This window comes from Emticicia sp. CRIBPO, from assembly GCF_009905725.1.
Classification (GTDB): Bacteria; Bacteroidota; Bacteroidia; order Cytophagales; family Spirosomataceae; genus Leadbetterella.
In genome coordinates, this window is the sequence record NZ_JAAAKV010000004.1 from 392,894 (window position 1) to 417,219 (window position 24,326).

25 protein-coding genes are annotated in these 24,326 nt (G+C 44.9%); 18 read left to right on the top strand and 7 right to left on the bottom strand.

The window, feature by feature from the left end; translation table 11 throughout:
* Entirely contained in the window at positions 1–390 is a 390-nt protein-coding gene (locus tag GVN16_RS10725) for a VOC family protein (protein ID WP_166563879.1), read from the bottom strand.
* 181 nt (positions 391–571) lie between these two features.
* On the opposite strand from GVN16_RS10725, the gene GVN16_RS10730 reads away from it, so the two are divergent.
* A complete protein-coding gene (locus tag GVN16_RS10730) occupies positions 572–1,729 on the top strand; it encodes a DNA polymerase III subunit gamma/tau (RefSeq protein ID WP_166563880.1) in 1,158 nt (385 codons plus the stop codon).
* A gap of 110 nt (positions 1,730–1,839) precedes the next feature.
* The gene (locus GVN16_RS10735) at positions 1,840–2,307 is read left to right on the top strand and encodes a hypothetical protein (protein WP_166563881.1); all 468 of its coding nucleotides are present in this window, start codon (positions 1,840–1,842) and stop codon (positions 2,305–2,307) included.
* Between the two features lie 117 nt (positions 2,308–2,424).
* Here GVN16_RS10735 and GVN16_RS10740 read toward each other — a convergent pair whose 3' ends face one another.
* Entirely contained in the window at positions 2,425–3,150 is a 726-nt protein-coding gene (locus tag GVN16_RS10740) for a TIGR00730 family Rossman fold protein (protein WP_166563882.1), read from the bottom strand.
* 83 nt (positions 3,151–3,233) lie between these two features.
* Between GVN16_RS10740 and rpiB the strand changes: the two genes are divergently transcribed.
* Positions 3,234–3,668 (top strand): ribose 5-phosphate isomerase B, encoded by a 435-nt coding sequence (gene rpiB / locus GVN16_RS10745; protein ID WP_166563883.1) that lies wholly within the window; start codon positions 3,234–3,236, stop codon positions 3,666–3,668.
* 154 nt (positions 3,669–3,822) lie between these two features.
* On the opposite strand, the gene GVN16_RS10750 is transcribed toward rpiB, so the two are convergent.
* Together GVN16_RS10750 and GVN16_RS10755 are read right to left on the bottom strand one after the other, a co-directional pair.
* Positions 3,823–4,230, bottom strand: a complete 408-nt coding sequence (locus GVN16_RS10750; RefSeq protein ID WP_166563884.1) for a hypothetical protein — start codon at positions 4,228–4,230, stop codon at positions 3,823–3,825.
* The gene (locus GVN16_RS10755) at positions 4,227–4,478 is read right to left on the bottom strand and encodes a hypothetical protein (protein ID WP_166563885.1); all 252 of its coding nucleotides are present in this window, start codon (positions 4,476–4,478) and stop codon (positions 4,227–4,229) included. The genes GVN16_RS10750 and GVN16_RS10755 overlap by 4 nt, the downstream gene beginning before the upstream one ends.
* Before the next feature lie 328 nt (positions 4,479–4,806).
* On the opposite strand from GVN16_RS10755, the gene GVN16_RS10760 reads away from it, so the two are divergent.
* Positions 4,807–6,282 (top strand): glycine--tRNA ligase, encoded by a 1,476-nt coding sequence (locus GVN16_RS10760; protein ID WP_166563886.1) that lies wholly within the window; start codon positions 4,807–4,809, stop codon positions 6,280–6,282.
* 77 nt (positions 6,283–6,359) lie between these two features.
* Here GVN16_RS10760 and GVN16_RS10765 read toward each other — a convergent pair whose 3' ends face one another.
* On the bottom strand, positions 6,360–6,578 hold the full coding sequence (locus GVN16_RS10765) for a hypothetical protein (RefSeq protein WP_166563887.1): 219 nt from the start codon (positions 6,576–6,578) through the stop codon (positions 6,360–6,362).
* Positions 6,579–6,609: 31 nt separating this feature from the next.
* Positions 6,610–7,956, bottom strand: coding sequence for a hypothetical protein (locus tag GVN16_RS10770; RefSeq protein ID WP_166563888.1), 1,347 nt, complete (start codon positions 7,954–7,956; stop codon positions 6,610–6,612).
* A 186-nt stretch (positions 7,957–8,142) separates the two neighbouring features.
* Between GVN16_RS10770 and rbfA the strand changes: the two genes are divergently transcribed.
* The 12 genes from rbfA (at position 8,143) to GVN16_RS10830 (ending at position 19,508) form a co-directional block, all read left to right on the top strand.
* Positions 8,143–8,520, top strand: coding sequence for a 30S ribosome-binding factor RbfA (gene rbfA / locus GVN16_RS10775; RefSeq protein ID WP_166563889.1), 378 nt, complete (start codon positions 8,143–8,145; stop codon positions 8,518–8,520).
* Between the two features lie 14 nt (positions 8,521–8,534).
* A complete protein-coding gene (locus GVN16_RS10780; RefSeq protein ID WP_166563890.1) occupies positions 8,535–9,752 on the top strand; it encodes an FtsX-like permease family protein in 1,218 nt (405 codons plus the stop codon).
* An 89-nt stretch (positions 9,753–9,841) separates the two neighbouring features.
* A complete protein-coding gene (locus tag GVN16_RS10785) occupies positions 9,842–10,309 on the top strand; it encodes a hypothetical protein (RefSeq protein WP_166563891.1) in 468 nt (155 codons plus the stop codon).
* Between the two features lie 30 nt (positions 10,310–10,339).
* Entirely contained in the window at positions 10,340–12,835 is a 2,496-nt protein-coding gene (locus GVN16_RS10790) for a M1 family metallopeptidase (protein WP_166563892.1), read from the top strand.
* Between the two features lie 183 nt (positions 12,836–13,018).
* Complete coding sequence (locus GVN16_RS10795; protein WP_166563893.1) at positions 13,019–13,168, top strand: hypothetical protein; 150 nt, start codon at positions 13,019–13,021, stop codon at positions 13,166–13,168.
* Positions 13,149–13,631 carry a DUF6169 family protein gene (locus GVN16_RS26200; protein WP_255490260.1) on the top strand — a complete coding sequence of 161 codons (483 nt, stop codon included), beginning with the start codon at positions 13,149–13,151 and terminating at the stop codon, positions 13,629–13,631. The genes GVN16_RS10795 and GVN16_RS26200 overlap by 20 nt, the downstream gene beginning before the upstream one ends.
* A 100-nt stretch (positions 13,632–13,731) precedes the next feature.
* Complete coding sequence (locus tag GVN16_RS10805; protein WP_166563895.1) at positions 13,732–14,742, top strand: radical SAM/SPASM domain-containing protein; 1,011 nt, start codon at positions 13,732–13,734, stop codon at positions 14,740–14,742.
* A 102-nt stretch (positions 14,743–14,844) separates the two neighbouring features.
* The gene (locus GVN16_RS10810; protein WP_166563896.1) at positions 14,845–15,246 is read left to right on the top strand and encodes a nuclear transport factor 2 family protein; all 402 of its coding nucleotides are present in this window, start codon (positions 14,845–14,847) and stop codon (positions 15,244–15,246) included.
* Positions 15,246–15,845 carry a GNAT family N-acetyltransferase gene (locus GVN16_RS10815; RefSeq protein ID WP_166563897.1) on the top strand — a complete coding sequence of 200 codons (600 nt, stop codon included), beginning with the start codon at positions 15,246–15,248 and terminating at the stop codon, positions 15,843–15,845. Before GVN16_RS10810 ends, GVN16_RS10815 begins: the two co-directional genes overlap by 1 nt.
* Positions 15,846–15,855: 10 nt before the next feature.
* Positions 15,856–16,758, top strand: coding sequence for a carbon-nitrogen hydrolase family protein (locus GVN16_RS10820; RefSeq protein WP_166563898.1), 903 nt, complete (start codon positions 15,856–15,858; stop codon positions 16,756–16,758).
* Positions 16,759–16,944: 186 nt separating this feature from the next.
* Entirely contained in the window at positions 16,945–18,612 is a 1,668-nt protein-coding gene (gene ade, locus GVN16_RS10825; RefSeq protein ID WP_166563899.1) for an adenine deaminase, read from the top strand.
* On the top strand, positions 18,609–19,508 hold the full coding sequence (locus tag GVN16_RS10830) for a serine hydrolase (protein WP_166563900.1): 900 nt from the start codon (positions 18,609–18,611) through the stop codon (positions 19,506–19,508). Before ade ends, GVN16_RS10830 begins: the two co-directional genes overlap by 4 nt.
* Here the strand turns inward: GVN16_RS10830 and GVN16_RS10835 are convergent, their stop codons facing one another.
* Positions 19,509–20,690: an MFS transporter gene (locus tag GVN16_RS10835; RefSeq protein WP_229244123.1), complete on the bottom strand. Its 1,182-nt coding sequence runs from the start codon at positions 20,688–20,690 to the stop codon at positions 19,509–19,511.
* 280 nt (positions 20,691–20,970) lie between these two features.
* Here GVN16_RS10835 and GVN16_RS10840 point away from each other — a divergent pair, with 280 nt between their 5' ends.
* Both GVN16_RS10840 and GVN16_RS10845 read left to right on the top strand, forming a co-directional pair.
* Complete coding sequence (locus tag GVN16_RS10840; protein ID WP_310587425.1) at positions 20,971–22,116, top strand: glycoside hydrolase family 88 protein; 1,146 nt, start codon at positions 20,971–20,973, stop codon at positions 22,114–22,116.
* Positions 22,113–24,227, top strand: a complete 2,115-nt coding sequence (locus GVN16_RS10845) for a hypothetical protein (RefSeq protein WP_166563901.1) — start codon at positions 22,113–22,115, stop codon at positions 24,225–24,227. The genes GVN16_RS10840 and GVN16_RS10845 overlap by 4 nt, the downstream gene beginning before the upstream one ends.
* Positions 24,228–24,326 lie beyond the last annotated feature (99 nt).

Genomic DNA, 24,326 nt, shown 5'->3' on the forward strand with positions numbered 1-24,326 from the left:
TTATTGAACCCCTGATTTCTCACATAACTCTATCCAGTAGCCGTCAGGATCTGTGACAAAGATCTGGATGGCCCCGTCCGGTCTTAGTTTGGGAGGATTGAAAGTGGCTTTCATTCGGGTGAGGTGTCTTTCAGCGGCCTCTGGATCTGTAATTTCGAGGGCAAAGTGTGTTCTCCTTGAAAAAGAGTTAACGGTTTCTGTTCTTCCCACAATCAGGTGGAGCTCCCTCGCTTCGCCCAATCCGAACCATGCCCCGTCAAAGTCAAACGCAGGTCTGGGAATCTGCGGCAAACCGAGGGTTTCACCATAAAACCGGATGCTGGCCGCCAGGTCAGAAACATGAAGGGCAATGTGATCCAGGGTTTTTACAGACAAAGGGTTATGAGCCATATTTTTAATGGTTGTTAAGAAGGAACCTGGTGCAAAATTACGGTTTTTAGAGCTGATTTCTTCAATGATTTTTTAAGAAAACCTCATTGTTTTTTCTGGGGCTGCAGCCGGTAAAGAAAATTTGTCAGTAAAAAAATGAATAAATCCGGCACAGTTTCTTATTCTTTTTTATCTTTGCCACATGGAAAAATTCGTAGTTTCTGCACGAAAATACAGACCCGTCACATTTGATTCTGTGGTTGGACAATCACACATTACCACCACCCTTAAGAACGCAATCAAGACCAATCACCTGGCTCAGGCTTTCCTTTTCACAGGACCCAGAGGAGTAGGTAAAACAACCTGTGCGAGGATTCTCGCCAAGACGATCAACTGTCTCAACGTCAACGAAGAAACGGAGCCTTGCAACGAATGTACTTCCTGTAAGAATTTTGACCAGAACGCCTCTTTTAACATACATGAGCTGGATGCTGCTTCCAACAACTCGGTGGAAGACATCCGTAACCTGATTGACCAGGTGAGGTTTCCGCCTCAGGATGGTAAATACAAGGTTTATATCATAGATGAGGTTCACATGCTCTCTCAGGCGGCCTTCAATGCTTTTTTGAAGACCCTCGAAGAACCGCCTTCCTATGCCATTTTTATCCTGGCTACGACCGAAAAACATAAGATATTACCCACGATCCTGAGTCGTTGCCAGATTTTTGACTTCAACAGGATTCAGATCAGAGATATGGCCGACCATCTCTCCAATATTGCCAATAAAGAAGGTATTGGTTTTGAATATGAAGCCCTGGAGCTGATTGCCCAGAAAGCAGATGGCGGACTTCGCGATGCTTTGTCGATGTTTGACCTGAATGTGACTTTTTCGGCTGACAGGCACCTGGCGTTCAAACAGGTACTGGACAACCTTCACGTGCTGGATTATGATTATTATTTCAGGATAGTTGATGCCATCAATGAGTCTGATTTGTCTTCTACCTTGCTGATATTCAATGAGATTCTGACCAAAGGTTTTGACGGACACCAGTTTGTGGTGGGTCTTAACGAGCACATCCGTAACCTGCTGGTTTGCAAAGACCCGCAGACCGTAAGCCTTATGGAAGTGTCTGAATCTACCAGACAAAAATACCTGAATCAGTCGGCCAAATCTTCTATGGGCTTCCTGATGTCTGCTTTGAGTGTTGGATCACAGCTGGATCTTAATTTTAAAGCATCCAAAAATCAGCGTTTGCATGTAGAGATCGGCCTGATGAAATTGTCGCAGATCAACGCCGTATTGAACCTTGCGAACCTGCCTGGCGGCGACGCTGAAAAAAAAAAGCTGATGCTCCAGTAAACACCGCTCCGCCTGTCAATAGCCAGGCTCAGAATCCTGCTCCGACCCCGGCTGCTTCAACGGCTTCGGCGGCTCCTGTCAGTTCATCCGATAATTCGCCTCGAAAGCCTATGGCATTTAAATCGTCCCGGTTTAAGTCTGTGGTGGCTATGGAAGAGTCTGTTGTCCAGGATGTTCAGAAGCAGGAAGGCCATCAACCTTCTTCAGACCAGTTCGGAAACAGGTCATTTACAAAAGAAGAAGCCTCCGATGCCCTCAGGGCTTTTGCAGATCAGCGTGATTCGACGACCGAAAAGATGATTTTCCAAAGTGATTTTGAGCTGAGAGACCAGTTTACCATTCATTTCAAGCTTTTGAATAAACTTAAAGAGGATGTTCTAAATGAGCTGAAACAGGAAATGCTGGATTTTGTCAGGAAAAGGCTGCAGAATTCATCGATCCAGGTAAGCTCCGAAGTGACTGCTGAAGAAACAAAAGCCAAACCAAGAACCGAGCAGGAAAAATTTGAAGCCATGGCCAAAAAGAACCCCGCCCTTAAGGATCTGAAGGAAAGACTGGGATTGGATTTGGTGTATTGATGGATAGGAGGAAAAAGGAGGACGGAAAAAGGACAACGGAGGTTATTGGGATATAAAAATTGAAATGGAGTAAGGATAAGTCTTCAGCTTTCTCCTTACTCCATTTTCCGATAAAAATTAAAAATTCGGCTGCAGCATATATTTTCCGTAGAAATCATCAATTACCTTAATGGCTTCGTCGGCGGTGTCTACTACCTGTATCAGGTTCATGTCTTCCGGGTTGACGTTGTGTTCCTGTTCCAGCATCGTTTCCCTGATCCATTCCAGCATACCCGACCAGAACGATGATCCCACCATAACGATAGGAAAACGCCCGATTTTCTTGGTTTGAATAAGGGTCAAAGCTTCAAAAAGCTCATCCAGGGTTCCGAATCCCCCCGGCATTACGATATACCCCTGGGAATATTTCATAAAACAGACTTTGCGGGCAAAGAAATAATCAAAATTGATGCTTTTGTCAGGGTCAACATATTTATTCGGGACCTGTTCAAACGGAAGTTTGATGTTAAGTCCAACTGATTTTCCACCTTTTTCGCGGGCACCTTTATTTCCGGCTTCCATGATACCCGGGCCACCACCGGTAATTACGCCATAACCTTTGGTCACAAGTTTAGCGGCTATTTCGTCGGCCAGCTTGTAATATTTGTTGTCGGGTTTGGTTCTTGCTGAGCCGAAAATCGAAACACAGGGTCCGATTTTGGCTAGTTTATCATATCCTTCTACGAATTCAGAGATAGCTTTAAAAATTTGCCAGGAGTCCTGACTTTGAATTTCATTCCAGTTGCGTTCTACAAATGCTTCTTTAATAATTCTATCCTCATCTATGATTTCTTCTTCTTTCATATTATAATTTTTAGTTGTTTTTTTTATTCATTAAGGATTATAACAACGTATCTTTGCCCAATAAAGTTTAAAACGAGTATAACATGTCACTACGTATTGCCATCGGAGGCGACCACGCCGGGTTCGAATATAAGCAAATGATTTTGAATTGGATGCAGGAGCAGCAATTTGTTACTGCAGATTATGGTCCGTATTCTACCGACTCTTTTGATTATCCTGATGCGGCCCACCCTTTGTCTTCTGCCGTTGAAAACGGAGAATACGACTATGGTATCCTGATTTGTGGTAGCGGAAACGGCGTTTGTATGACTGCCAACAAACACCAGAAGATCCGTGCAGGATTGGTTTGGACTCCTGAAGTAGCCAGACTGATCAGACTTCACAACGATGCCAATGTGATTTGTCTTCCTGCCAGGTTTATTTCAAAAGAAATAGCTTTGGAATGTGTGCAGATTTTTCTGAATACGGCGTTTGAAGGCGGAAGGCATGGTTTGAGAGTAGGAAAGATTTCTTGTTGATATGGTGCCCTGGCCTGAAGGCACAGGGCAATATGAGGCGTTTCGGCCCCGATGTTCAGGGTAAACTCTGAAGGCCGTTGAGAGACTATAAAATCTTATGTTCTGACTATTGATGCCCCGAAAGGGGCATTTCTTTTTAGCTAACAGCCAACGGCTAAACAGCTGTCTCCATTTTTCCTTCTCCTTTCTCCAGGAAATCCGCCACAAAAAGCGGACAGATCTTGCAGGCTGAAATTCCTTCCTGGAAAAACCACCGGCATTCATTTTTGATCGGGCACCGCTGTACTTTTTGCTCCATTTCTGACAAATCCAGTTCTTTTAATTGATGGATTACTCCGCAGGCCGATCCGGTCCATTGGTTGCATCCTGACTCCACGCATTTGGACGTGTATCTGAATTTTGATTCGGCTGAGCCTGACTGATTTCCGAGTTCAATCAGCTCTTCGGTGAGTTCGACTTTTTCGGGCAGAAAACTGACCACGCCATGGACATTTACGACCCCAAAAAGCGATGCCCCGCTGCTGTTGGTTGCAGAGGGGCATGCCAGTTGTTGCTTTTTCATCCCAGTTGGTTGATCTTAATGACATCAAACGTTTTGGCCCTCTGGATAAAAATATCTGCTTTGAACTTTTTAAGCCAGATGCCCAGCCATTCCGGGTTTTTGATGATCTTTTTCCCGATCGAATTTCCGGATTGGGCCCCGATAAGATGTTTGGCTACCACACCGTGCAGCTCTTTTTCAAGGGTGTCGATTTGTTTTTCGCTGAGTCCGAAATCTTCCAGTACAATTTCGAATTTTTGATTTTTCATGGCTATATCATTTTTGTTTGATCAAAGGTAGGCCAATATTTCTTTCAGTAACAGCGTGGAAATACTGATTTTAAGATGGGTAATTGGCCCTTTTTTTAAGGGTGTGATTGACTGTATGACAGTAAGCAAACAAGGTTTTTTAACGGTGCACTCATCGAAGAAACCTGCTCCGGAGCCTGTTTTATGCCCTATAATTTTTGAGATGAGTGATTAATCATGAAATTTCAGTTTAACAAACCCTCAGTTTGTTTATATTTGCACTCCATTTTCCTATGGATTAGCTTTTAAATGCTATTTTAAATTGATTTAACTAAAGAAAACAGAATAAATGAGTCAGCAATCCGGACCTGCTACCAGCTTACAAGACATTATCGCTCATGCCAAAGAGTATGGTTTTGTGTTCCCTTCTTCTGAAATTTACGATGGTTTACAGGCTGTTTATGACTATGGTCAGAACGGCGTGGAACTGAAAAATAACCTTAAAACAGCCTGGTGGAAATCCATGACCCAGCTGTATGACAACATTGTCGGGATCGATGCTTCTATCTTTATGCATCCTACGACCTGGAAGGCTTCAGGACACGTAGACGGGTTCAATGACCCGATGATCGATAACAAGGATTCTAAGAAAAGATACCGTGCCGACCAGTTGCTGGAAGGCAGGGCAGAAGAATATGCAGCTAACGGACAGCAGGACAAGTCTGCGGCATTGCTGGCTGAAACGGGTCGTTTGCTGAGTGCAGAAGACCTGGATGGAGTAAGGGAACTGATCATTTCTGAAAATATTGTTTGCCCGATCTCTAAAACAGCCAACTGGACGGAAGTGCGTCAGTTTAACCTGATGTTTTCAACCCAGGTGGGTTCTGTGGCCGACGAATCGAGCACCATTTACCTGAGACCTGAAACAGCACAGGGTATTTTTGTCAACTTTCTGAATGTCCAGAAAAGCGGCAGGATGAAAGTGCCTTTCGGTATTGCCCAGATCGGTAAGGCTTTCCGTAACGAGATCGTGGCCCGCCAGTTTATTTTCCGTATGCGTGAGTTTGAACAAATGGAAATGCAATTCTTTGTTCGCCCCGGCACTGAAAATGAATGGTATGAATACTGGAAAGAAACCCGTCTTAAGTTTCACAAGGCGATCGGTTTACCGGCAGAAAAACTGAAATACCACGACCACGACAAGCTGGCCCACTATGCCAAAGCTGCGGTGGACATTGAGTACCAGTTCCCGTTTGGTTTCAGAGAAATGGAAGGAATTCACTCCAGAAGTGATTTTGACCTGAAAAATCACCAGGAATATTCTAAAAAGAAACAACAGTATTTTGATCCTGAGCTTGACGAAAGCGGCAAGCCTTACGGAAATTATATTCCTTACGTGGTAGAAACCTCAGTTGGAGCTGACCGTTTGTTCCTGGCTACCTTGTCCAACGCCTTTGTACAGGAAACCGGCGAAAAGGAAAGAACTTATCTGAAGTTGCACCCGGCACTGGCCCCGATCAAAGCCGCGGTGTTGCCGCTGGTGAAAAAAGATGGTCTGGCTGAAATTGCCCAGGATATCACCAAATCACTGAAGCCTTACTTCAGGACGGTGTATGATGACGGAGCGGCGATAGGAAAACGTTATACCCGTCAGGACCTGATCGGAACTCCGTTCTGTATTGCGGTCGATTATGAAACCAAAGATGACAACTGTGTGACCATCCGTCACCGCGATACCATGGAGCAGGAGCGTGTGCCGATTGCTGCCCTTAAAGATAAGATCGGAGAGCAGGTGGCGATGGAGAGGATTCTTGAATCTATTTGATTGCCAGGTTAATGAAATATATTCTGTAACAAAAAAAGCGAAGTCTCAGACTTCGCTTTTTTTGTTGACTTAAATCCTCAGTTGGGATTATCGGATGATTGCACGCCATCATAAACAGACTTGATAGACGATAGTTCTTTGATCAGGAAGGTCTGCAATTGCTCATTAAATTCTTTCTTGTCGTCTTCACTTAACGAATCGTACAAATCCTTCAGCTCCTGGTTTATCTTAGCTTTTTCGGCTTCATCAGCATTCATGCCTCTGACATGAAACGCCCTGAAATCAAATTTTTCCATATCGTAATTACTTTTATCTTTTTTGAAGAGGTTATTTCAACACATAAACGCCTTTGGAATGCACCTCATATTTTTTCTCCAGTTCGGGTATGGCCTTGAATATTTTCGGAATGACTTTCTTGTTATCAAAAATTACTTCCGGCATGTCCTTTTTGAAATTCTGATAGATATTCACCACACTTTCATAATTATTGGGATGCTGCAGATCGGATTTTGAGAGATTCCAGTTCAGGTATCCTGTAGCCATTCTGGCATTTTTATAGGCATCGGTCCTTTCGCCCGTCACCAGCACCGTCTTGCCTTTCAGTTTTTCCGGGATGACGATGTCTTTGGTTTTAAGATTGGACAGCTGGTCATAACCGGAACCGAGGAATGGTCTGACGCCCTGGAACTGAATCGCTAAAATGATCAGCATGAAAATGATAAAAGCCACTTCAGGCAAAAACATTCCCTTCATGTGCAGGTAAAAGCCGCTGATAAACAGGGCAAGCATAGGGATAAGAAAGCAAAGGTTATAAGGCGTGAAATTATTCGAAAGCAACAGGCTCACAAAAGCGAAGATCCCGAAAAGGATGACGATCTGATGGGAGCGGTTCTGGAAGCTGTTGTACCGGTTACCCCTCAGAACCCGGAATATACCCAGCACGGCAAAGAACAGGGGAACTGAGTAAGCGATAATGATGCTGTCGAGTCCTTTGAATGAAAGGTTGCTGAAGGTAATGATATTGAACAGCCACACCGTTTTGAGGGCTTCACTGGTATCTGAGAAATAGAAAAACAGGAACGTGAAAAACACCGGCAGTATAAAGGCCAGCACGACGAGGAACATTTGCCGGAGATTGACGCCGGTATAAAACAGCAAGGAAATACCCGCCCATAAAATATAGGGGAAAGAGGGTAAATGGAACAATGTTGCTATCCCGATAAACAGGCCGACTTCAAAGACATCGTCGCTGACCCCTGTGCGGCTTTCAATCTGCCTGAGCAGGATGTTGAGGGCGATCAGCAGGAAGGTGAGAGCCAGCAGGGCCGGAGAGGGCTTGCTGAGGTCAAAAGAGATGTTCATCAGCAATAAATAGATCAAACCGGGAACGTAATTCCTTTCCGTGAATGTTTGACGGTTATTGGTAATGAAGACAAAGAATAAAGACTGGATCAGGATGATCAGATAAGCAAAAAGCTCGTAAGCCAGCTGGTTTCTGCCAAACCAGAAGTCTATCATCTGGTAGAAAAGGGCTGAAAACGGCCCGACTTCGGTGAGGATCCCTTTATAGAGCGGAATATCCTGGTTGAGTTTTTCGCCTACAAGCACCCACTCAAGTTCCGGTATCAGAACAGGGAGTGATTGTGTGATAAACGGCAGTTTCAGTAATAACATAACTACGAATAGTGTTATTATCTGAAAAAAGGAGTTAATTCTGAAAAAAGTAAGCAAACGGGTGGCGTTTAAGTTATTTTAGTGCAAAAATATAATTTGATTAAAGGATTAACCAAAATTAGTGCGGATATTTGTAATATTAATTTAGAAGACACACATTCTTAACATAAAAAAATCAGAGAGATCATGGAAAATAAGAGACAAAAACAGGTAGCAAAGCAGATTCAGAAAGACCTGGGGGAGATTTTTCAAAGAGACATGAGGTCGGTTTTTGAAGGTGCTTTCGTGACCATTACGGACGTGAAAGTGAGCCCTGATTTAAGTATTGCCCGCGTTTATCTCAGCTTTTTGCTGACCAATGATAAAGAAGGCCTGCTTCAGAACATTAGAGAAAATACAAAAAAGATCAGAAGTATATTTGGTAACCAGGTAAGACACCAGTTCAGAATTATCCCTCATTTCCAATTTTATATTGATGATACGGCCGAATATGCTCAGAAAATTGAGAACCTATTCGCAGACCTTCATATTCCCCCGCTTGACGAGGAAGCAAAAGACAGTTAATTAATTACCGCTGAATGAACATACCTTTTTTTATTGCCAGAAAGTATTTCTTCTCTAAGAAAAAAAGGAGCTTTATCAACTTCATCTCGATAATCTCGATGGTGGCCGTGTGCATCGGCACCATGGCCCTGGTTATTGTATTGTCGGTTTTTAACGGACTGGAAGACCTGAACCGTCAACTGTTCAAGACCTTTGACCCCGATCTGAAAATCGAGAGCAATGCAGGCCGGTCGTTCAGCATCAGCCCGGAAAAACTTCAGAAAATCAAAAACCTGCCCCAGGTCAGTTTCGCGACGGAAGTGATCCAGGACAAAGCCCTGGCCAAAAACAAGGATGCCCAGATGATTGTTATCCTGAAAGGCGTCGACAGCACTTTTCAGCAGCACAGCTCCTTGAAAAAATCGGTGGTAGACGGCAGGATGATCCTGGAGCAGGGTACCAAGCGATGGGCTTTTGTCGGCGGAGGCGTGTACAATATCCTGAGTTTGCAGGTAGATGACTTTTTCAGGCCGCTTGAACTGCTTTATCCAAAAAATCAGAAACTTAATGTGCTCAATCCTGAAGAAAACATCAACAGGATGGCTTTGCTGGTTTCGGGTGTTTTTATCCTGGAGCAGCAATACGATAATTATGTATATCTTCCGCTGGATGTGGTGGAAAAACTCACGGGGCTGGAAGGCAAAAGAACTTCTATTGAACTGACGCTGAAAGATCCTTCGAAAACAGAAGAAGTGAAGAAAGCCCTGGGAAGCCTGATAGGAGATACTTTTACGGTTAAAAACAGGGACGAACAGAATGCTCCCCTGCTGAAAGCCATCAAAATAGAAAAGCTTTTTATATTCATTGCCCTCTTCTTTATCATCGGGATTGCGTCTTTCAACATCTTTTTTGCCCTGACCATGCTGGTGATAGACAAGAAGGATGACATAAAGGTTTTGGCGGCCATAGGGGCAGACAAAGCTTTGGTAAGAAATATTTTTGTGAGTGAAGGAGGGATCATTTCACTTTCCGGGGCCGTTATCGGCATGGTGGCCGGTTTGTTTGTCTGCTGGCTTCAGATAAAGTTCGGGTGGCTGAAATTAGGGATGCAATATGCCCTGGTAGACGCATATCCTGTGAAAATTCAGTGGGAAGATGTCCTGTTTTCAGTGATTGGCGTGGTTGTGATCGCGTTTTTAGCTTCGATATTACCAGCCAGGAAAGCCATCAGGTTTATGGAAGTAGACCGGTAAACGATCTGAATATTGATAATTAGGTTTTTAATAGAGTACTTTGTGGTTTAAATTTTCGTTTTATTGTTTTAATTGCCCATCCCGATTTAATGAAAAAACTTATTTTAATGGCCCTGGTCTTTGCTTTTTCGAAGGTGAGTGCCCAATCTCCGGAGCTTTTTGATAGTTCAAAACAGTGGATTTTAACCACCACCAATATCAAAAAGAATGAGCTGAGGTTTGTCGAATACAATGTGAGTAAGTTGTCGCTCAACACCATGATCTGGAATTTCAGGAAAGGTGGTAAAATTGAGTACGACTACCAGTCGAGAGAAGGCATTGATGCCTGTGCAGGTGTTAATTTCCTGGACCTGGATGTGGATGAATGTTCCTGGACTTATAATCCGGCCAATATGAAACTGACCATGACGTTGAAAGGAGGCTATGCCAGTATCGATGATTTTGTTTTAAAAAGAGAGTATACAGTGAGTGTTTTGGATGATGGGGATGGTTACGGCTACAAACTGACCAAAACCCGGGAGTACTTTTTTAACGACCTGACAAGAGGCGGTAAGTAAAAGTGACCTGAAAACTATAGTTAAAAGCGTATGAATATTAAGGGAGTTAAACCATTTCTGGTTGTTTTTTCGTGGCTGGCCATACCGGCTTTTTCTTTTGCACAACAAGTTTCTCTTCAGCCTTCCAATGAAAGAAAGTTTGATTTGCTTCACACAGAACTGCATCTTGAACCCAACTGGGCTACCCAGCAAATGCCGGGGAAAGCTACTTTGAAGTTAAAACCGCATTTTTATGAGCAACAGAGCCTGGTACTGGATGCCAAGGGCTTTGATATTAAAAGCGTTAAGGTGAAAGGACAGGCTCAGAAGTTTGACTACGACAAACAGAAGATCAGCCTCGTTTTTGATAAGGCTTACACCCGTAAAGACACGCTGACCATTGACATTGAGTATGTCTCCAAACCTAATGAAATCAAGGTAAAAGGCAGCGACAATATTGTGCAGGACAAAGGCTTGTATTTTATCAATGCAGACGAAAAGATCAAAAATTATCCACGGCAGCTCTGGACACAGGGTGAAACCGAGGCCAATTCATGCTGGTTTCCGACCATTGATTCTCCCAATCAGAAGCATACCCAGGACATTTACCTGACGGTCGAAGACAAGTTTGTGACTTTGTCAAACGGCCTGCTGAAAGACTCGAAGAAAAACGCCAACGGCACGAGGACCGATCACTGGCAGCAAAACAAGCCCCATGCAGTTTACCTGACGATGATTGCTGCCGGAAATTTCAAAAAAGTGGTGGATTCTACTTTCAAGGATTTTGAGGTCAGCTATTATGTAGAGCCCGAATATGAAAAATATGCCTACGGGATTTTCGGAAGAACACCTGAAATGATCAGGTATTTTGAGAAACTGACCGGTGTGAAATATGCATGGGACAAATACTCCCAGATTCCGGTCCGTGAGTATGTTTCAGGGGCTATGGAGAATACCACGGCTACGGTTCACGGGCAATCTGTCCTTAAAAACGCCAATCAGCTGATTGATGCCAACGACGACGGGGTGATTGCCCACGAGTTGTTTCACCATTGGTTCGGCGACCTGGTGACGGCTGAGTCCTGGTCGAATCTCCCTCTGAATGAATCTTTTGCAGATTATTCGGAATACCTTTGGGCTGATCATAAATACGGGAAAGACGAAGGTGACCTGGTGGCTTTTAATGCTTTACAACAATACCTGTTTGAATCTGCCGAAAAACAGGAGCCGCTGATCAGGTACTACTATGCCGATAAAGAGGATATGTTTGATGCTCATACCTATCAGAAAGGCGGGCGGATATTGCATTTGCTGAGACAGGAGCTGGGCGACGAAGCGTTTTTCCAGGGCTGGCAGAATTACCTGAAAGCCAATGCCTTTAAGAATGCAGAAGTCAACAACCTGAGGATGGCTTTCGAGGAAGTCAGCGGGAGGGACCTGAACTGGTTTTTTGACCAGTGGTTTCTGAGCCCGGGCCACCCGAGGGTGATTGTGGATCATAAATACGAAAATGGAAACCTGCTGATCAATTTCAAACAAGTGTCCGATTCGCTCAATACCAGGATATATGAAGTGCCGCTTACCTATGAATACATAGTAAATGGTGTAAAAACAAGGAAAGTGGTCAGGTTAAAGAAAGCCTCAGAGCAGGTGGAGATTAAAATGCCTAAAGCTCCTGATATGGTTTCGGTTGATCCAGAAGGTTATTTTTTAGGCGTAATTGATCACAATAAATCTGAATCCGAACTTATCGAACAATTCAAAAATTCGGGGGATGTAGTGGCCAGGATCACGGCTTTTGAAAAACTTACTTTTGTGGAATCGGAAGATGAGAATTTTCCGAACAACCCATTAAAGAACAAGAAAATCAGGGACCTGACGATATTGGCTACGAAAGATCCGTTCTGGAGGGTCAGACAACTCGCTGTGCAGAAGTTTGCGGATTATGACGGTGAGGATTTCCTGGATGTGGAAAGGGCCCTGCAATATGTGATCAAGAATGATAAAAAATCTGCCGTAAAAGGAGATGCCATTCTGGCAATGAAAAACTTCCTGAACCCTCAGAACGACCTCTTGTTCAGAAACGCCCTGAAAGACAGTTCCTATATGGTAAAAGCCGCTGCCCTGGAAGGGTTGCTGGTCAATAAACCCGCTGATGCACAGGAGCTTGTCAAAGCTGTGGAAGAGATCAAAGACGTTAATATTTTTGCAGTAGTGGCTAATTACTATGCCTCAATCCCGACTCCTGAGCGATATGACTGGTTCATGACCAATTTCGAAAGAATGGATAATGGGGAATTGTACCAGACATTGGGTATATTTGGTACTTACCTGGTTCAGTCGGATGCTGCTACACAGGAAAAGAGCATTCCGTACCTTAAATCGTTGGCGATGGACAAGCCGCAATGGTTTGTCAGGTTCTCTGCGGCACAGGTGCTGTATCTTTTGACTGAATCCGAAAAAGGCAAAAAAGCCATGAAGGAAGTGATAGCAGCCGAAAAAGACCAGAGACTGAAGAATTATTACAGTCAGTTGAGGTTGGAGTGATTATCAGCTGTTTAGCTATAAGCTTTTAGCCGTTAGCCCCGGTTTGTCAGATATAATTGCTACGCAAAAAAAGCTAAAGGCCGGTAAAATTGAACTTTGACAGTTAAGCCTGGAATATTTTTAACTTAAAAATTGTTGATTGCTTATAGAGTACTTAATTTGTGCTGTTAAATATTTTCAATCATGGAAAATAAGAAAGAAAAAACAATTAAGGTCAACGGACCTGTACCTGAGAGAATAAGGAAAGCCCTTGAAGAGAAGAGGGACTTTATGAATAAAGTACAGTCCGGAGAAATAATTTTTGAGATTAAGAATGCAAAAAGAGTTTTATAAAACGTACCCGGTTTTTATAACTCATGAATCCCACAACAAGCATATTTATTCTTTCACAACTGATTCTGATATTGTTTACACGGTAGTTTTTACCAGGGCAAACTATCTTTTTAAAGAGGAATGTACAGCTTGTCATGAAGTTCACGAGATATCTTTTGTCCCGAACGGGGACAAATCCAGGTTTGACCAATCAATAAGACATACGATCATTGATCTCATGCAAATCTTTATAGATAAACATGAATGTCCTGTGTTGTATGTTTGTGATAGTTTAGATCTGAGGGCAGAATGCAGGTCCAGGCTTTTTAAGAAATGGTTCGAAACCAGCAGGTTGAAATCGGGGTTCAAATATGATTTTAAAAACCTGGTTTTTGACGATTTCAGTATGAAAGTTGAAATCATATCCAGAGAATCTGATCAGAATTTTAATGATTATTTTCAGCAACTGGAGGTGTTTGGTTAACAGAATGAAAATGATGATGAAGAGATATTTGAAGGGAACAGATTACGAATTAAACACAAAACAGCTAAAAGCCAGCCGCTAAAAGCAAAAAAGCAGACATATGAACGATTATCTTAATTTCATGACCAAACTCAGCTTCAGGCGGGTGCTTAATGCCTTCCGGGTGATTTTCGGGTACATGTATTCCAAGATAACCGGTCAGACTTATAATTCCGGCCTGCCGATGGCCATTGCTTTTGAACCGACTACGTCCTGCAACCTTCGTTGCCCGGAATGTCCCAGCGGGCTGAGGTCATTCACCAGGCCGACCGGTATGCTGCAGAAGGATTTGTTTTTTAAGACCATCAACGAACTTTCAGATACCTTACTTTACCTGACCTTCTATTTTCAGGGGGAGCCTTACCTGCATCCTGATTTCCTGGAGATGGTACAGCATGCCTCAAAGAAAAAAGTTTATACAGCTACCTCTACCAATGCACATTACCTGAGCATGCAGAATGCCTACAAAACGGTCAATTCGGGTCTTGACAGGCTGATTATTTCCATCGACGGCACCTCGCAGGATACTTATGAGCAATACCGCGTAGGAGGTAAGCTGGAAAAGGTAATAGAAGGAACCAAAAACATCATCAGGGCCAAAGAAGAACTGGGCTCATCCACGCCGCACATCATTTTCCAGTTCCTGGTAGTCAAACCCAACGAACACCAGATTGATGAAGTTAAAAAACTGGCCAAAGATTTGAAAGTAGATGAAGTAAGGCTTAAAACCGCACAGATTTATGACTATGAACAGGGCTCAGACCTTATTCCTACCATAGATAAGTACTCGCGATACAAACAAAAAGAAAACGGGGACTACGAAATCAAGAACAAATTGCTGAATCACTGCTGGAAAATGTGGCACTCATGCGTCATCACCTGGGACGGTAAAGTTGTACCTTGTTGTTTTGACAAAGACGCCGAATACCGCATGGGAGATCTGAATGAAAACAGCTTTGCGACCGTCTGGAATTCAAAGCCTTATCTGAACTTCAGAAAAGCCCTGGTCACCTCACGGACACAGATCGAAATGTGTAAAAACTGCACGGAAGGTACAGAAATATGGGGTTAGTCCGCAAACTTAAACCTTAACCATCCTTTTTGCTTCATATTGGGATATATTATAGTTTGATTATATTTGTTGTTTCTAAACATTACTTCAAAAATCAAATTCATGACTTCACTGGAAATTGTTCAGCACTATTATCAATGTTTTAATCAGAAAGACTGGAAAGGAATGCTTGCTCTTTTGCATCCGGAAGTCAGGCACGAATCCAATCAAGGGGAAGTGAGAACCGGGATAGAGAAATTTACGGAATTTCTTCAGAAAATGGACGAGAGCTATGAAGAAACACTGACCGACATGGTGTTTTTTACAGAGCCTTCCGACAACAGGGTGGCGGTTGAATTTACGGTGAACGGGATCTATAAGAAAGGAGAGGAAGGTTTGCCTGAGGCTCACGGACAAAGCTATGTTTTGCCTGCCGCAGCTTTTATCGCTTTAACGGATGGCAAGATTTCAAGGGTAACGACTTATTACAATCTGCCGCTCTGGATTGAGCTGGTGTCTAAGTAATGATAAACGAGGCCCTCAGATTTGTAAAAAAGACCGGGGCAGATACTGCTGCGATCTTCGATGACCTTGCCCGGCTCAGAATCGCGGTTTTCAGGGATTATCCTTATCTTTATGAAGGCTCGGTAGCCTACGAGAAGGAATATCTCAAAATTTATTCTGCTTCTGAAAAGTCCTTTATTTTCTTGGTTTACCAGGAGGAGGTTTTGGTAGGAGCTACCACCTGCATTCCGCTGTCGGACGAGAGTCCTGAGGTGGTTGAACCCTTTCGTTTGAACGGCTGGGATATTGATTCCGTATTCTATTTCGGGGAAAGCATCCTGTTGCCTGAGTTCAGGGGGCTGGGCATTGGTAACCGTTTTTTTGACGAAAGGGAAACCTTTGCCGGGAGTTTTGAAGCAATCAGGACGCTTTGCTTTTGTTCGGTAGACAGAGGAGAGAACCATCCGATGAAACCTGAGAATTACAGATCAAATGAAGCCTTCTGGCTCAAAAGAGGTTACAGGCCGGAACCGTCCTTACAGGCGACTTTCAGCTGGCCTGATACCGGAGAAACCGCGTCAAGTGACAAACCCATGATTTTCTGGATCAAAAATATTTAAACCCTGTTCTGTGATCAATCCTACATTTGCTTCAGCACAATATCCCATCAGTGAGCATGCCGATTTTGCCGCCTGGGAAAAGCACACCAGCCAGTGGATAGCCGAAGCCGTAAGCAGCAATGCCGATGTGCTGGTTTTCCCCGAATACGGCTCAATGGAGTTGGTGAGTATATTTTCTCTTGAAATCCGCTCTGATATCAGAAAGCAGGTGCTGGAAATGCAGCTTTTGCTGGACGACTTTTGTGAAGTATTTTCAGAGGCTGCCATCAGGCATAAAATCATTATTGTAGCTCCCAGTTTTCCGGTCCAAATTGACGAAAAGATCGTCAACAGGGCTTTTGTTTTTTCAGCTAAAGGACTTTGCGGTTACCAGGATAAATTTTTCATGACCCGATTTGAAAACGAGGAATGGGGCATTCAGTCCGGAGAGAGACAGCTGACTTTATTTGAGGCTTCCTGGGGGAGTTTCGGCATACAGATTTGCTACGATGTGGAGTTTGGTGTCGGCTCACAATTACTATGTGCGGCAGGAGCGTCGGTGATTATTGCTCCAAGCTGCACGGAGACCATCAGGGGAGCTACCCGGGTGCATGTCGGTGCCAGGGCCAGGGCCATGGAAAACCAGGCGTATGTGGTGGTGTCCCAGACGGTAGGAAATGCATTATGGTCGCCCGCAGTAGACATCAACTATGGTTATGCGGCGGTGTACGCTACGCCTGACAAAGGCTTGCCGGAAGAGGGAATCCTGAACCAGATGCCCCCTCAGCTCGAAGGCTGGCTGATAGAAGAACCCGACTTTTCGCTGATTGAAGAGGTCCGCCGTGACGGCCAGGTATTCAATTTTAAGGATCAGCAGACGCTTATCACCGGATTGAAGAATGAAAAAATAAGAGTGGTACAGGTTTCTGTCTGAGCAGGTTGCCGGAGTGGTGTTAATTGAGAATTGGTATTTCCTTCCCGTTAAATCATTAATATAAGATTTTTAGAAGACGATTATTTGTGTAATACATTTTGCATGCATATTTTTACCTGACGTTACTAAATCGTTAATTAAACAAAAAAAATTGGCACTCGTGAATGGTGCAACTGAATACCCGATATGGAAACGATTCAATCCAACATTGTAAACATTTTTGACAACACAATTTATTTCGGAGAGCTGGTCATCAATCAGGGACGTATTTTCCAGATCAAAAGACTGGGTGAGAGCCGTCCGGATACCCCTTTTCTTGTTCCCGGCTTCGTAGACGCCCATGTGCACATCGAAAGTTCGATGCTGACCCCTTCGCAGTTTGGCAGGCTGGCCGTTACACACGGTACCATTGCCACGGTTTCTGATCCACATGAAATTGCCAATGTTTTGGGTGTGGAAGGTGTGAAATACATGATAGAAGACGGCAAACGCATTCCATTTAAGTTTTGTTTCGGAGCCCCGTCGTGCGTTCCGGCAACCACTTTTGAAACTGCCGGAGCCATTATTGATTCCCAGGGTATCAATGAATTACTTCAGTTGTCTGATGTAGGCTATCTGGCTGAAATGATGAATTTTCCGGGGGCCATTCATGGTGACGAGGAGGTATTGAAGAAAATTGATTTTGCAGAAAGATACAATAAACCTGTCGACGGGCATGCTCCCGGTTTGAGAGGGGAAGAAGCCGTTAAGTATTTCCAGAGAAATATCACGACGGATCATGAATGTTTTGAATATGAGGAGGCCAAAGAGAAATTGGAGCTGGGGGTTAAAATCCTGATCAGGGAAGGCAGTGCCGCCAAAAATTTCGATGATCTGATTCCGCTGGCAGGGTCGTATGCCAATCAGATGATGTTCTGTTCAGACGACAAACATCCTGACGACCTGGTCGCCGGGCATATCAATAAACTGGTCAGCAGGGCGGTTAAGGGCGGGTTGAATGTGTTCAAAGCCCTGAGAATGGCTTCATTAAATCCCGTCAGGCATTATAATCTCGACATGGGTCTGGTAAGGGAAGGAGAGCCTGCCGATTTTGTCCTGGTCAATAACCTGGAGGATTTCCAGGTGGTAAGTACCTATATTGACGGTGTCAAAGTGGCCGAAAAGGGTATTTCGCTATTGCCGAACCTCGAAAGCCCGGTCATCAATAATTTCAAGGCACAAAAAATAAAACCGCAGGACCTGATCGTCAGAATGCCGGAGGGTACTACCAATATCAAAGTCATCAAAGCCCTTAACGGACAGCTGGTGACGAGGTCGTTTGTGCATTTACCTATCATGGTCAACAGGATCGTGGAAATTGACGATACCCTTGACATTCTGAAGCTGGTGGTGTACAACCGTTATGAAAACAAACCCCCGGCCGTGGCATTTATCCAGGGTTTCGGATTAACAGAAGGAGCCATCGCTTCGTCTGTAGCCCACGATTCGCATAATATCATTGCGGTGGGGGTAGACGACGTGGCTATTGCTGATGCCATTAACCTTGTTATCCGTGAAAACGGAGGGGTTTCTGCTGTTTCCAATCAGAAAATGGGCGTTTTACCGCTTCCTATTGCGGGATTGATGAGCAACAAAGACGCCTACCAGGTGGCGGAGGATTATACCCAGATAGATAAATTTTCGAAAGAGGTGCTGGGAAGCAGGCTGAAATCGCCGTTTATGAGTTTATCGTTCATGGCTTTGCTGGTGATTCCTTCCTTAAAACTTTCTGATCAGGGATTGTTTGACGGAAACACCTTCTCCTTCACCGATATGTTTGAATACCCCGAAACGACCTTAAAGAAAGAAATATGATAAAGTTTTCGCTGTTGCTTCTTTTGGTTACCCAACTGGCTTTTTCACAAACGCCGGGGCAGGACCCGAAACTTCAGCGATTACTGGAAAATACCCTCAAAGGATTTAACGGGGATGCCGGGGTGTATGTTCATCACCTGAAATCAGGCAAATTTGCAGCGATCAACGCAGATACGACCTTTCCTACCGCCAGCCTGATCAAGGTGCCGATCATGGCTGGGGTTTTTGATGCCATCAGAAATAACAAACTCAGCTACAAACAGGATCTGGTTTACCGCGATTCCATCAAATATGACAATGGTGTGGTCGGTTCGCTGAAAGACAGCACCGTGATTTCGGTCAGTAAGGTCATCATGCTGATGGAGACCATCAGTGACAATACTGCCAGTTTATGGTTGCAGGGCATCGTGGGAGGCACCCGCATCAATGAACTCATGGATTCTCTTGGTCTTCAGAAAACCAGGGTCAATTCGAGGACCAAAGGCCGGGAAGCTTTCAGGTCGGTTTACGGATGGGGGCAAACCACACCCCGGGAAATGGCCACCCTGATGGAAAAAATAAGACTGGGGCAATTGTACAGCCCTGACGCTTCTGATAAAATGTACAGGATACTCGGACGGCAATTCTTTGAAGAGGAGGGTTTGTCGCAGATTCCTGCCAGCATCAAAACCGCCTCGAAAACAGGGGCCGTTAATCAATCCCGGTCTGAAGTTACTTTTGTGCATGCTCCGCATGGCGAATATGTCTACTGTATCATCACCAAAAATCAGAAGGATGCCTCGTGGGTAAGAAGTAACGAAGGCTACGAGCTGATCCGCAAAGTGTCATCGGTGCTTTGGCATTACTTCGAACCGAAATCCGGCTGGAAGCCTGTCGAAGGCTACGAAAAATGGTGATCAGATGAATTTCCAGCTGTCTCTTCTTTCATAACAAACCAGGAACGCCAGGGCTGAAACGGCCATGATGAGGCAGGTGTAATAAGCGTAGGGTAAGTTTGAAATGTTATTTCCGTAGATCAGTGATGGAAAAAACGCCCCGGTTCCGATACCGGTTTCATGAAAAATATACATAGTGGCTATCGCTCTGCCGCGGTGGTGTTCTGATGCCAGGTCTATTGTCCACGCCTGACAAACCGGCGAGACTATCCCGATCGTGATGCCGTAAATCAAAGCAGAAATGACCAAACCGCTGGTTGTTTGTACATTAATGTTGATGATCATGCAAACGATCAGGGCAATTACCCCGATTTTGATGACAGGCGTTCTGCCGATCTTGTCCGACCACTTGCCTGAAAGCAGGCGGATGGCAATGGCCCCCAAAGTATAGATCAGGAAATAAAACCCTTTGTTTTCCACGCCCAGGGCCTTGCTGTGGTCAGGAATGAGCGTAATGACTGCCCCGTGACAAAATGCTGCCAGGAAAACGACCACAGCGGCAGGCAGTACATTCTTGTCAAAAAACTCAGATTTTTTAAGTTTGAAAAATGAAAGAGTAAGTGGTTTTCTCCTGCTTTCGGGCAGTGTTTCTCTGACATTAAACACAATAATGAGCGATAGAAATGCCAAGAACGAGGAGGTATAAAACAAGACCGGGTAATCAAAATAAATCATGACCGTTCCGCCGATGGCCGGACCGAAAGCCATGCCGAGGCTGCCTGCCATGGCGTGTATGCCCATGGCCTCGCCCCTTCGGTGAGGCATCACGATATCGGCAATGTAAGCTGCGGTGCCCGTAGGGTTAAACCCGGCCGAGAAACCATGAAAAAAGCGGATGATCAGAAAAGGCAGGACGGTGGTAAAAAATGGATAAAGAAAGCTGGCCACCAGGCAAACCACCACACCGATGATCATCACCGGAACACGCCCGATGGTATCGGTCATTTTACCGCTGAACGGTCTGGACAGCCCGGCTGTGACGGTAAACAACGCAATAATAAGCCCTTTGTAATCTTCTCCGCCGAGGCTGCTCAGATAATCAGGCAACTCAGGCACCAGCATATTAAAACTGGAGAAAAACAAAAAAGAGCCGGTACAAAGCAGCCAGAACTGTGGCGTATATATTCCTTTTTCTTTCTCCAAAATCCGATGTTTTTATAAAGGAAACACCTGGAAAAGAGATGAATTCACTATTTTCCCGGAAAAATAAGTTATTCCACAAAATGTCAAATTTTATCTTTTTATATGACAAATTGAAAGCCAGGGCTGACTTTATGAGGGGCTGGTCAGGACAGGAGAATAATTATGCCGGCTGATTTAAACCTCAAACAGGATAGAACAGGTCACTCCCAAAAGATTCGCGTTTTAATTTCGGATTGTAAAACGTTAGATTAGCTGTTTATTTAAGATTTCAACCTTACTGATGATGAGAATTAATCCGTCCTTTCTGAGAATTTTAACCTCTGTATTGATCCTTGGCGGCCACATGATGGCTTCCGGGCAGACTCTTCCTGACAAAGCCAAAGTGCTGAAAGACATGGAGCTGGCTAATGCCTATTTCGTGAAAAAGTGGCCTGATCCGGGTTTGCCAATTGTGATGGACAAGGTCAGGACCTCTAATTTATGGACAAGAGCCGTTTATAAAGAAGGCCTGATGGAGTTCTATAAAATCACCAAAAATCCGTCTTACCTGGCTTACATGACTGAGTGGGGGGAGCGAAACAAATGGGGACTCTGGTTTGGAAAAGAAAGCCGGCATGCCGATTCCCAGCTGGCAGGGCTGACTTACCTGGACCTGTATCTCATTGACCAGAAACCGGAAAGGATCGCAGACATCAAATACAATATCGACAAAATGGTCAATTCGGACAAGAAAAACGACTGGACCTGGATTGATGCCATCGAGATGTCTATGCCCGTTTTTGCGAAGCTGGGTGTGATGTACAATGATAATCGCTATTTTGAGAAAATGCACGAACTCTACCTGCATTCGAGAGACGTAGAAGGCGGAGGCCTTTACAATAAAACAGAGAAACTGTGGTGGAGGGATAAGGATTTTGTGCCGCCTTATAAAACCCCCGATGGAAAGAATTGTTACTGGTCAAGGGGCAACGGCTGGGTGGTAGCCGCTTTGGTGAAGGTCATGGAGATTATCCCGGAAAACAGCCCGCACTACAACGAATACAAAAAGGATTACCTGGACCTGATGGCGGCCCTGCTACCATTGCAAAGAGAAGACGCCTTCTGGAATGTGAGCCTGGCCGATCCGAACCACTTCGGAGGAAAGGAACTTTCCGGAACCGCCCTGTTTTGCTATGGAATGGCCTGGGGAATGAACAAAGGCTGGCTGGATAAAAAGAAATACCTGAAACCTACGGTAAATGCCTGGAACGCGATGGTGAAGGATGGTCTGCATACCGACGGGATGCTGGGGTATGTACAGAGTACGGGTAAAGAGCCTAAAGACGGGCAGCCCTTGTCGTATGATAAGATTGCTAATTTTGAGGATTATGGCCTGGGATGTTTCCTGCTGGCAGGGACCGAAATCTATAATCTGAAGAAGAAATGAAACGCTTAAGCCTGGTTTTTCTAATGCTTGTACAGGTGGCTTACGGCCAGAAAATCAACCGGAAATCAGTGGTGGACCGCCATAAAGTAAAGGTGTCGGAAGTAGATACTCTCGGCTCATTATCAGTAGGCAACGGCCGTTTTGCTTTTACGGTGGATGTGACGGGTCTTCAGACTTTTCCGGAATATTACCACAATGGCATTCCGCTGGGTACACAGTCGGAGTGGGGCTGGCACGCCTGGCCGAACAAAGAGCATTACAAGATTGAAGAAACCATCAGGACGGTAAAGGCCAATGGCCGGGAGGTGCCTTATGCTGTACAATGGAAAGAAGGCAGGGCCAAAGCCGCAGCGGATTTCCTGAGACAGAATCCGCATCGTTTGCAACTGGGAAACATCGGGCTGGAATTGCTTAAAAGCGACGGGTCAGTAGCACAACCCGCCGATCTGAAGAATATCCGTCAGCAGCTCGACCTGTGGACGGGAGTCATCACCAGCTATTTTGAGCTGGAAGGTAAAAACCTGGAAGTGGAAACACTGTCATCTCAAATCACCGACAAGATAGCAGTTAAAATGAAAGGCAGTCTGCTCGCCTCCAAACAGGTGAAACTGAGGGTTCGTTTTCCTTATCCTACTGATTTATTCCTTGACGACGGGGTTAATTATAATCCCAAAGCAGATCATTCAACTTCAGCCGCCTGGAAGCTGGCGGGCCATTCGGCGGTGATTACCCATGATCTCAGGACTTTCTCTTACGACCTTCATCTGGAATCGGGCGTGGCATTGAAAAATCCTGAACAAAAGCAGAATGAACTGATTTACGAGCCTGTGGCTGCTGCTTCTGTATGGAGTTTTACGGCAGAATTCGCCACGAAAGAGAAAAAGATAAGCAAGACAAGTTTTGAACAGGTAAAGGCGGAGTCTGTTGCCCGGTGGGCAGGATTCTGGAACTCCGGCGGGATGGTGGATTTCGGAAAAGTGGCCGATCCCCGGGGAAAAGAAATAGAAAGAAGGATGATCCTGTCGCTTTACCTGACGAAAATACAATGTGCCGGAGACATGCCGCCGCAGGAAACGGGTCTGACCCAGAACTCCTGGTTTGGTAAACCCCACCTCGAAATGGCCTGGTGGCATGGTGTGCATTTTGCCCAGTGGGGGAGACCTGAAATTCTCGAAAACCAGATGAAGTTTTACCTGAAAACCATCGGAGAGGCCAGGATTATTGCTCAGAGACAGGGTTTTGAAGGTGTCAGATGGCAAAAGATGACTGATCCTGACGGAAAAGAAGCCCCGTCATCTGTCGGAGCTTACCTGATCTGGCAGCAGCCGCATCCGATCTATTTTGCAGAACTGATCTACAGGGCCAAACCCAACGCAGCCACCATTGAAAAATACAGGAATATGGTGTATGAAACCGCGGACTTTATGGCTTCCTATGCCTATTTTGATCCTGAATTGAAACGTAATATTCTCGGAAGGGGTGTGATAGCCGCCCAGGAGCGGTTTAATCCTGATGAAACTTTTAACCCGACCTACGAGCTGGCGTACTGGCATTATGCCCTTGAAACCGCCCAGCAATGGAGAATAAGAGATAAAAAAGGCCGGAATAAACAATGGGACGAGGTCATGAACCAGTTGTCGCCTCTGCCTAAGCTGGGCAATGTTTACCTGGCCGCCGAAAGTGCCCCCGATTCTTATACCCGGCCTGCTTACATGACGGATCATCCGAGCGTGCTGTGTGCCCTGGGCATGATTCCGGCCACCAAAAACATGGAAACAGAAGTGATGAATAATACTTTTGAGAAGATCTGGACGGATTGGGACTGGGACGATACCTGGGGTTGGGATTTTCCGATGGTGGCCATGACTGCTACGAGGCTGAAAAAACCGGAGAAAGCGGTGGAGGCCCTGCTTATGCCGATCAGGACCAATAATTTTCTGATCAACGGCCATAATTACCAGGACAAGAGACTCAGGTTATATTTACCGGCCAATGGCGGCGTACTATCAGCTATCGCCCTCATGACCGTTGGATTTGACGGCTCCGGCACCAACCCCGGCATCCCTAAAAACTGGGAAGTAAAATCCGAAGGCCTGAAGAAGATGCCTTGATATCCCCAATATAAAAATCCCCTGTCTGATCGATTCAGACGGGGGATTTTTGCATATATCTATGGCTATCGCTTACAGCTTATTGCTTAAAGCTCACTG

What these genes read in the sequence shown, in the direction of transcription:
- GVN16_RS10730 (WP_166563880.1), top strand. Translation starts at nt 572, where the DNA reads ATGGAAAAATTCGTAGTTTCTGCACGAAAATACAGACCCGTCACATTT.
- GVN16_RS10810 (WP_166563896.1), top strand. Translation starts at nt 14,845, where the DNA reads ATGACTTCACTGGAAATTGTTCAGCACTATTATCAATGTTTTAATCAG.
- GVN16_RS10805 (WP_166563895.1), top strand. Translation starts at nt 13,732, where the DNA reads ATGAACGATTATCTTAATTTCATGACCAAACTCAGCTTCAGGCGGGTG.
- ade (WP_166563899.1), top strand. Translation starts at nt 16,945, where the DNA reads ATGGAAACGATTCAATCCAACATTGTAAACATTTTTGACAACACAATT.
- GVN16_RS10735 (WP_166563881.1), top strand. Translation starts at nt 1,840, where the DNA reads ATGGCATTTAAATCGTCCCGGTTTAAGTCTGTGGTGGCTATGGAAGAG.
- GVN16_RS10765 (WP_166563887.1), bottom strand. Translation starts at nt 6,578, where the DNA reads ATGGAAAAATTTGATTTCAGGGCGTTTCATGTCAGAGGCATGAATGCT.
- GVN16_RS10845 (WP_166563901.1), top strand. Translation starts at nt 22,113, where the DNA reads ATGAAACGCTTAAGCCTGGTTTTTCTAATGCTTGTACAGGTGGCTTAC.
- rpiB (WP_166563883.1), top strand. Translation starts at nt 3,234, where the DNA reads ATGTCACTACGTATTGCCATCGGAGGCGACCACGCCGGGTTCGAATAT.
- GVN16_RS10790 (WP_166563892.1), top strand. Translation starts at nt 10,340, where the DNA reads ATGAATATTAAGGGAGTTAAACCATTTCTGGTTGTTTTTTCGTGGCTG.
- GVN16_RS10740 (WP_166563882.1), bottom strand. Translation starts at nt 3,150, where the DNA reads ATGAAAGAAGAAGAAATCATAGATGAGGATAGAATTATTAAAGAAGCA.
- GVN16_RS10760 (WP_166563886.1), top strand. Translation starts at nt 4,807, where the DNA reads ATGAGTCAGCAATCCGGACCTGCTACCAGCTTACAAGACATTATCGCT.
- rbfA (WP_166563889.1), top strand. Translation starts at nt 8,143, where the DNA reads ATGGAAAATAAGAGACAAAAACAGGTAGCAAAGCAGATTCAGAAAGAC.
- GVN16_RS26200 (WP_255490260.1), top strand. Translation starts at nt 13,149, where the DNA reads ATGCAAAAAGAGTTTTATAAAACGTACCCGGTTTTTATAACTCATGAA.
- GVN16_RS10785 (WP_166563891.1), top strand. Translation starts at nt 9,842, where the DNA reads ATGAAAAAACTTATTTTAATGGCCCTGGTCTTTGCTTTTTCGAAGGTG.
- GVN16_RS10750 (WP_166563884.1), bottom strand. Translation starts at nt 4,230, where the DNA reads ATGAAAAAGCAACAACTGGCATGCCCCTCTGCAACCAACAGCAGCGGG.
- GVN16_RS10840 (WP_310587425.1), top strand. Translation starts at nt 20,971, where the DNA reads ATGATGAGAATTAATCCGTCCTTTCTGAGAATTTTAACCTCTGTATTG.
- GVN16_RS10780 (WP_166563890.1), top strand. Translation starts at nt 8,535, where the DNA reads ATGAACATACCTTTTTTTATTGCCAGAAAGTATTTCTTCTCTAAGAAA.
- GVN16_RS10815 (WP_166563897.1), top strand. Translation starts at nt 15,246, where the DNA reads ATGATAAACGAGGCCCTCAGATTTGTAAAAAAGACCGGGGCAGATACT.
- GVN16_RS10795 (WP_166563893.1), top strand. Translation starts at nt 13,019, where the DNA reads ATGGAAAATAAGAAAGAAAAAACAATTAAGGTCAACGGACCTGTACCT.
- GVN16_RS10725 (WP_166563879.1), bottom strand. Translation starts at nt 390, where the DNA reads ATGGCTCATAACCCTTTGTCTGTAAAAACCCTGGATCACATTGCCCTT.
- GVN16_RS10770 (WP_166563888.1), bottom strand. Translation starts at nt 7,956, where the DNA reads ATGTTATTACTGAAACTGCCGTTTATCACACAATCACTCCCTGTTCTG.
- GVN16_RS10830 (WP_166563900.1), top strand. Translation starts at nt 18,609, where the DNA reads ATGATAAAGTTTTCGCTGTTGCTTCTTTTGGTTACCCAACTGGCTTTT.
- GVN16_RS10755 (WP_166563885.1), bottom strand. Translation starts at nt 4,478, where the DNA reads ATGAAAAATCAAAAATTCGAAATTGTACTGGAAGATTTCGGACTCAGC.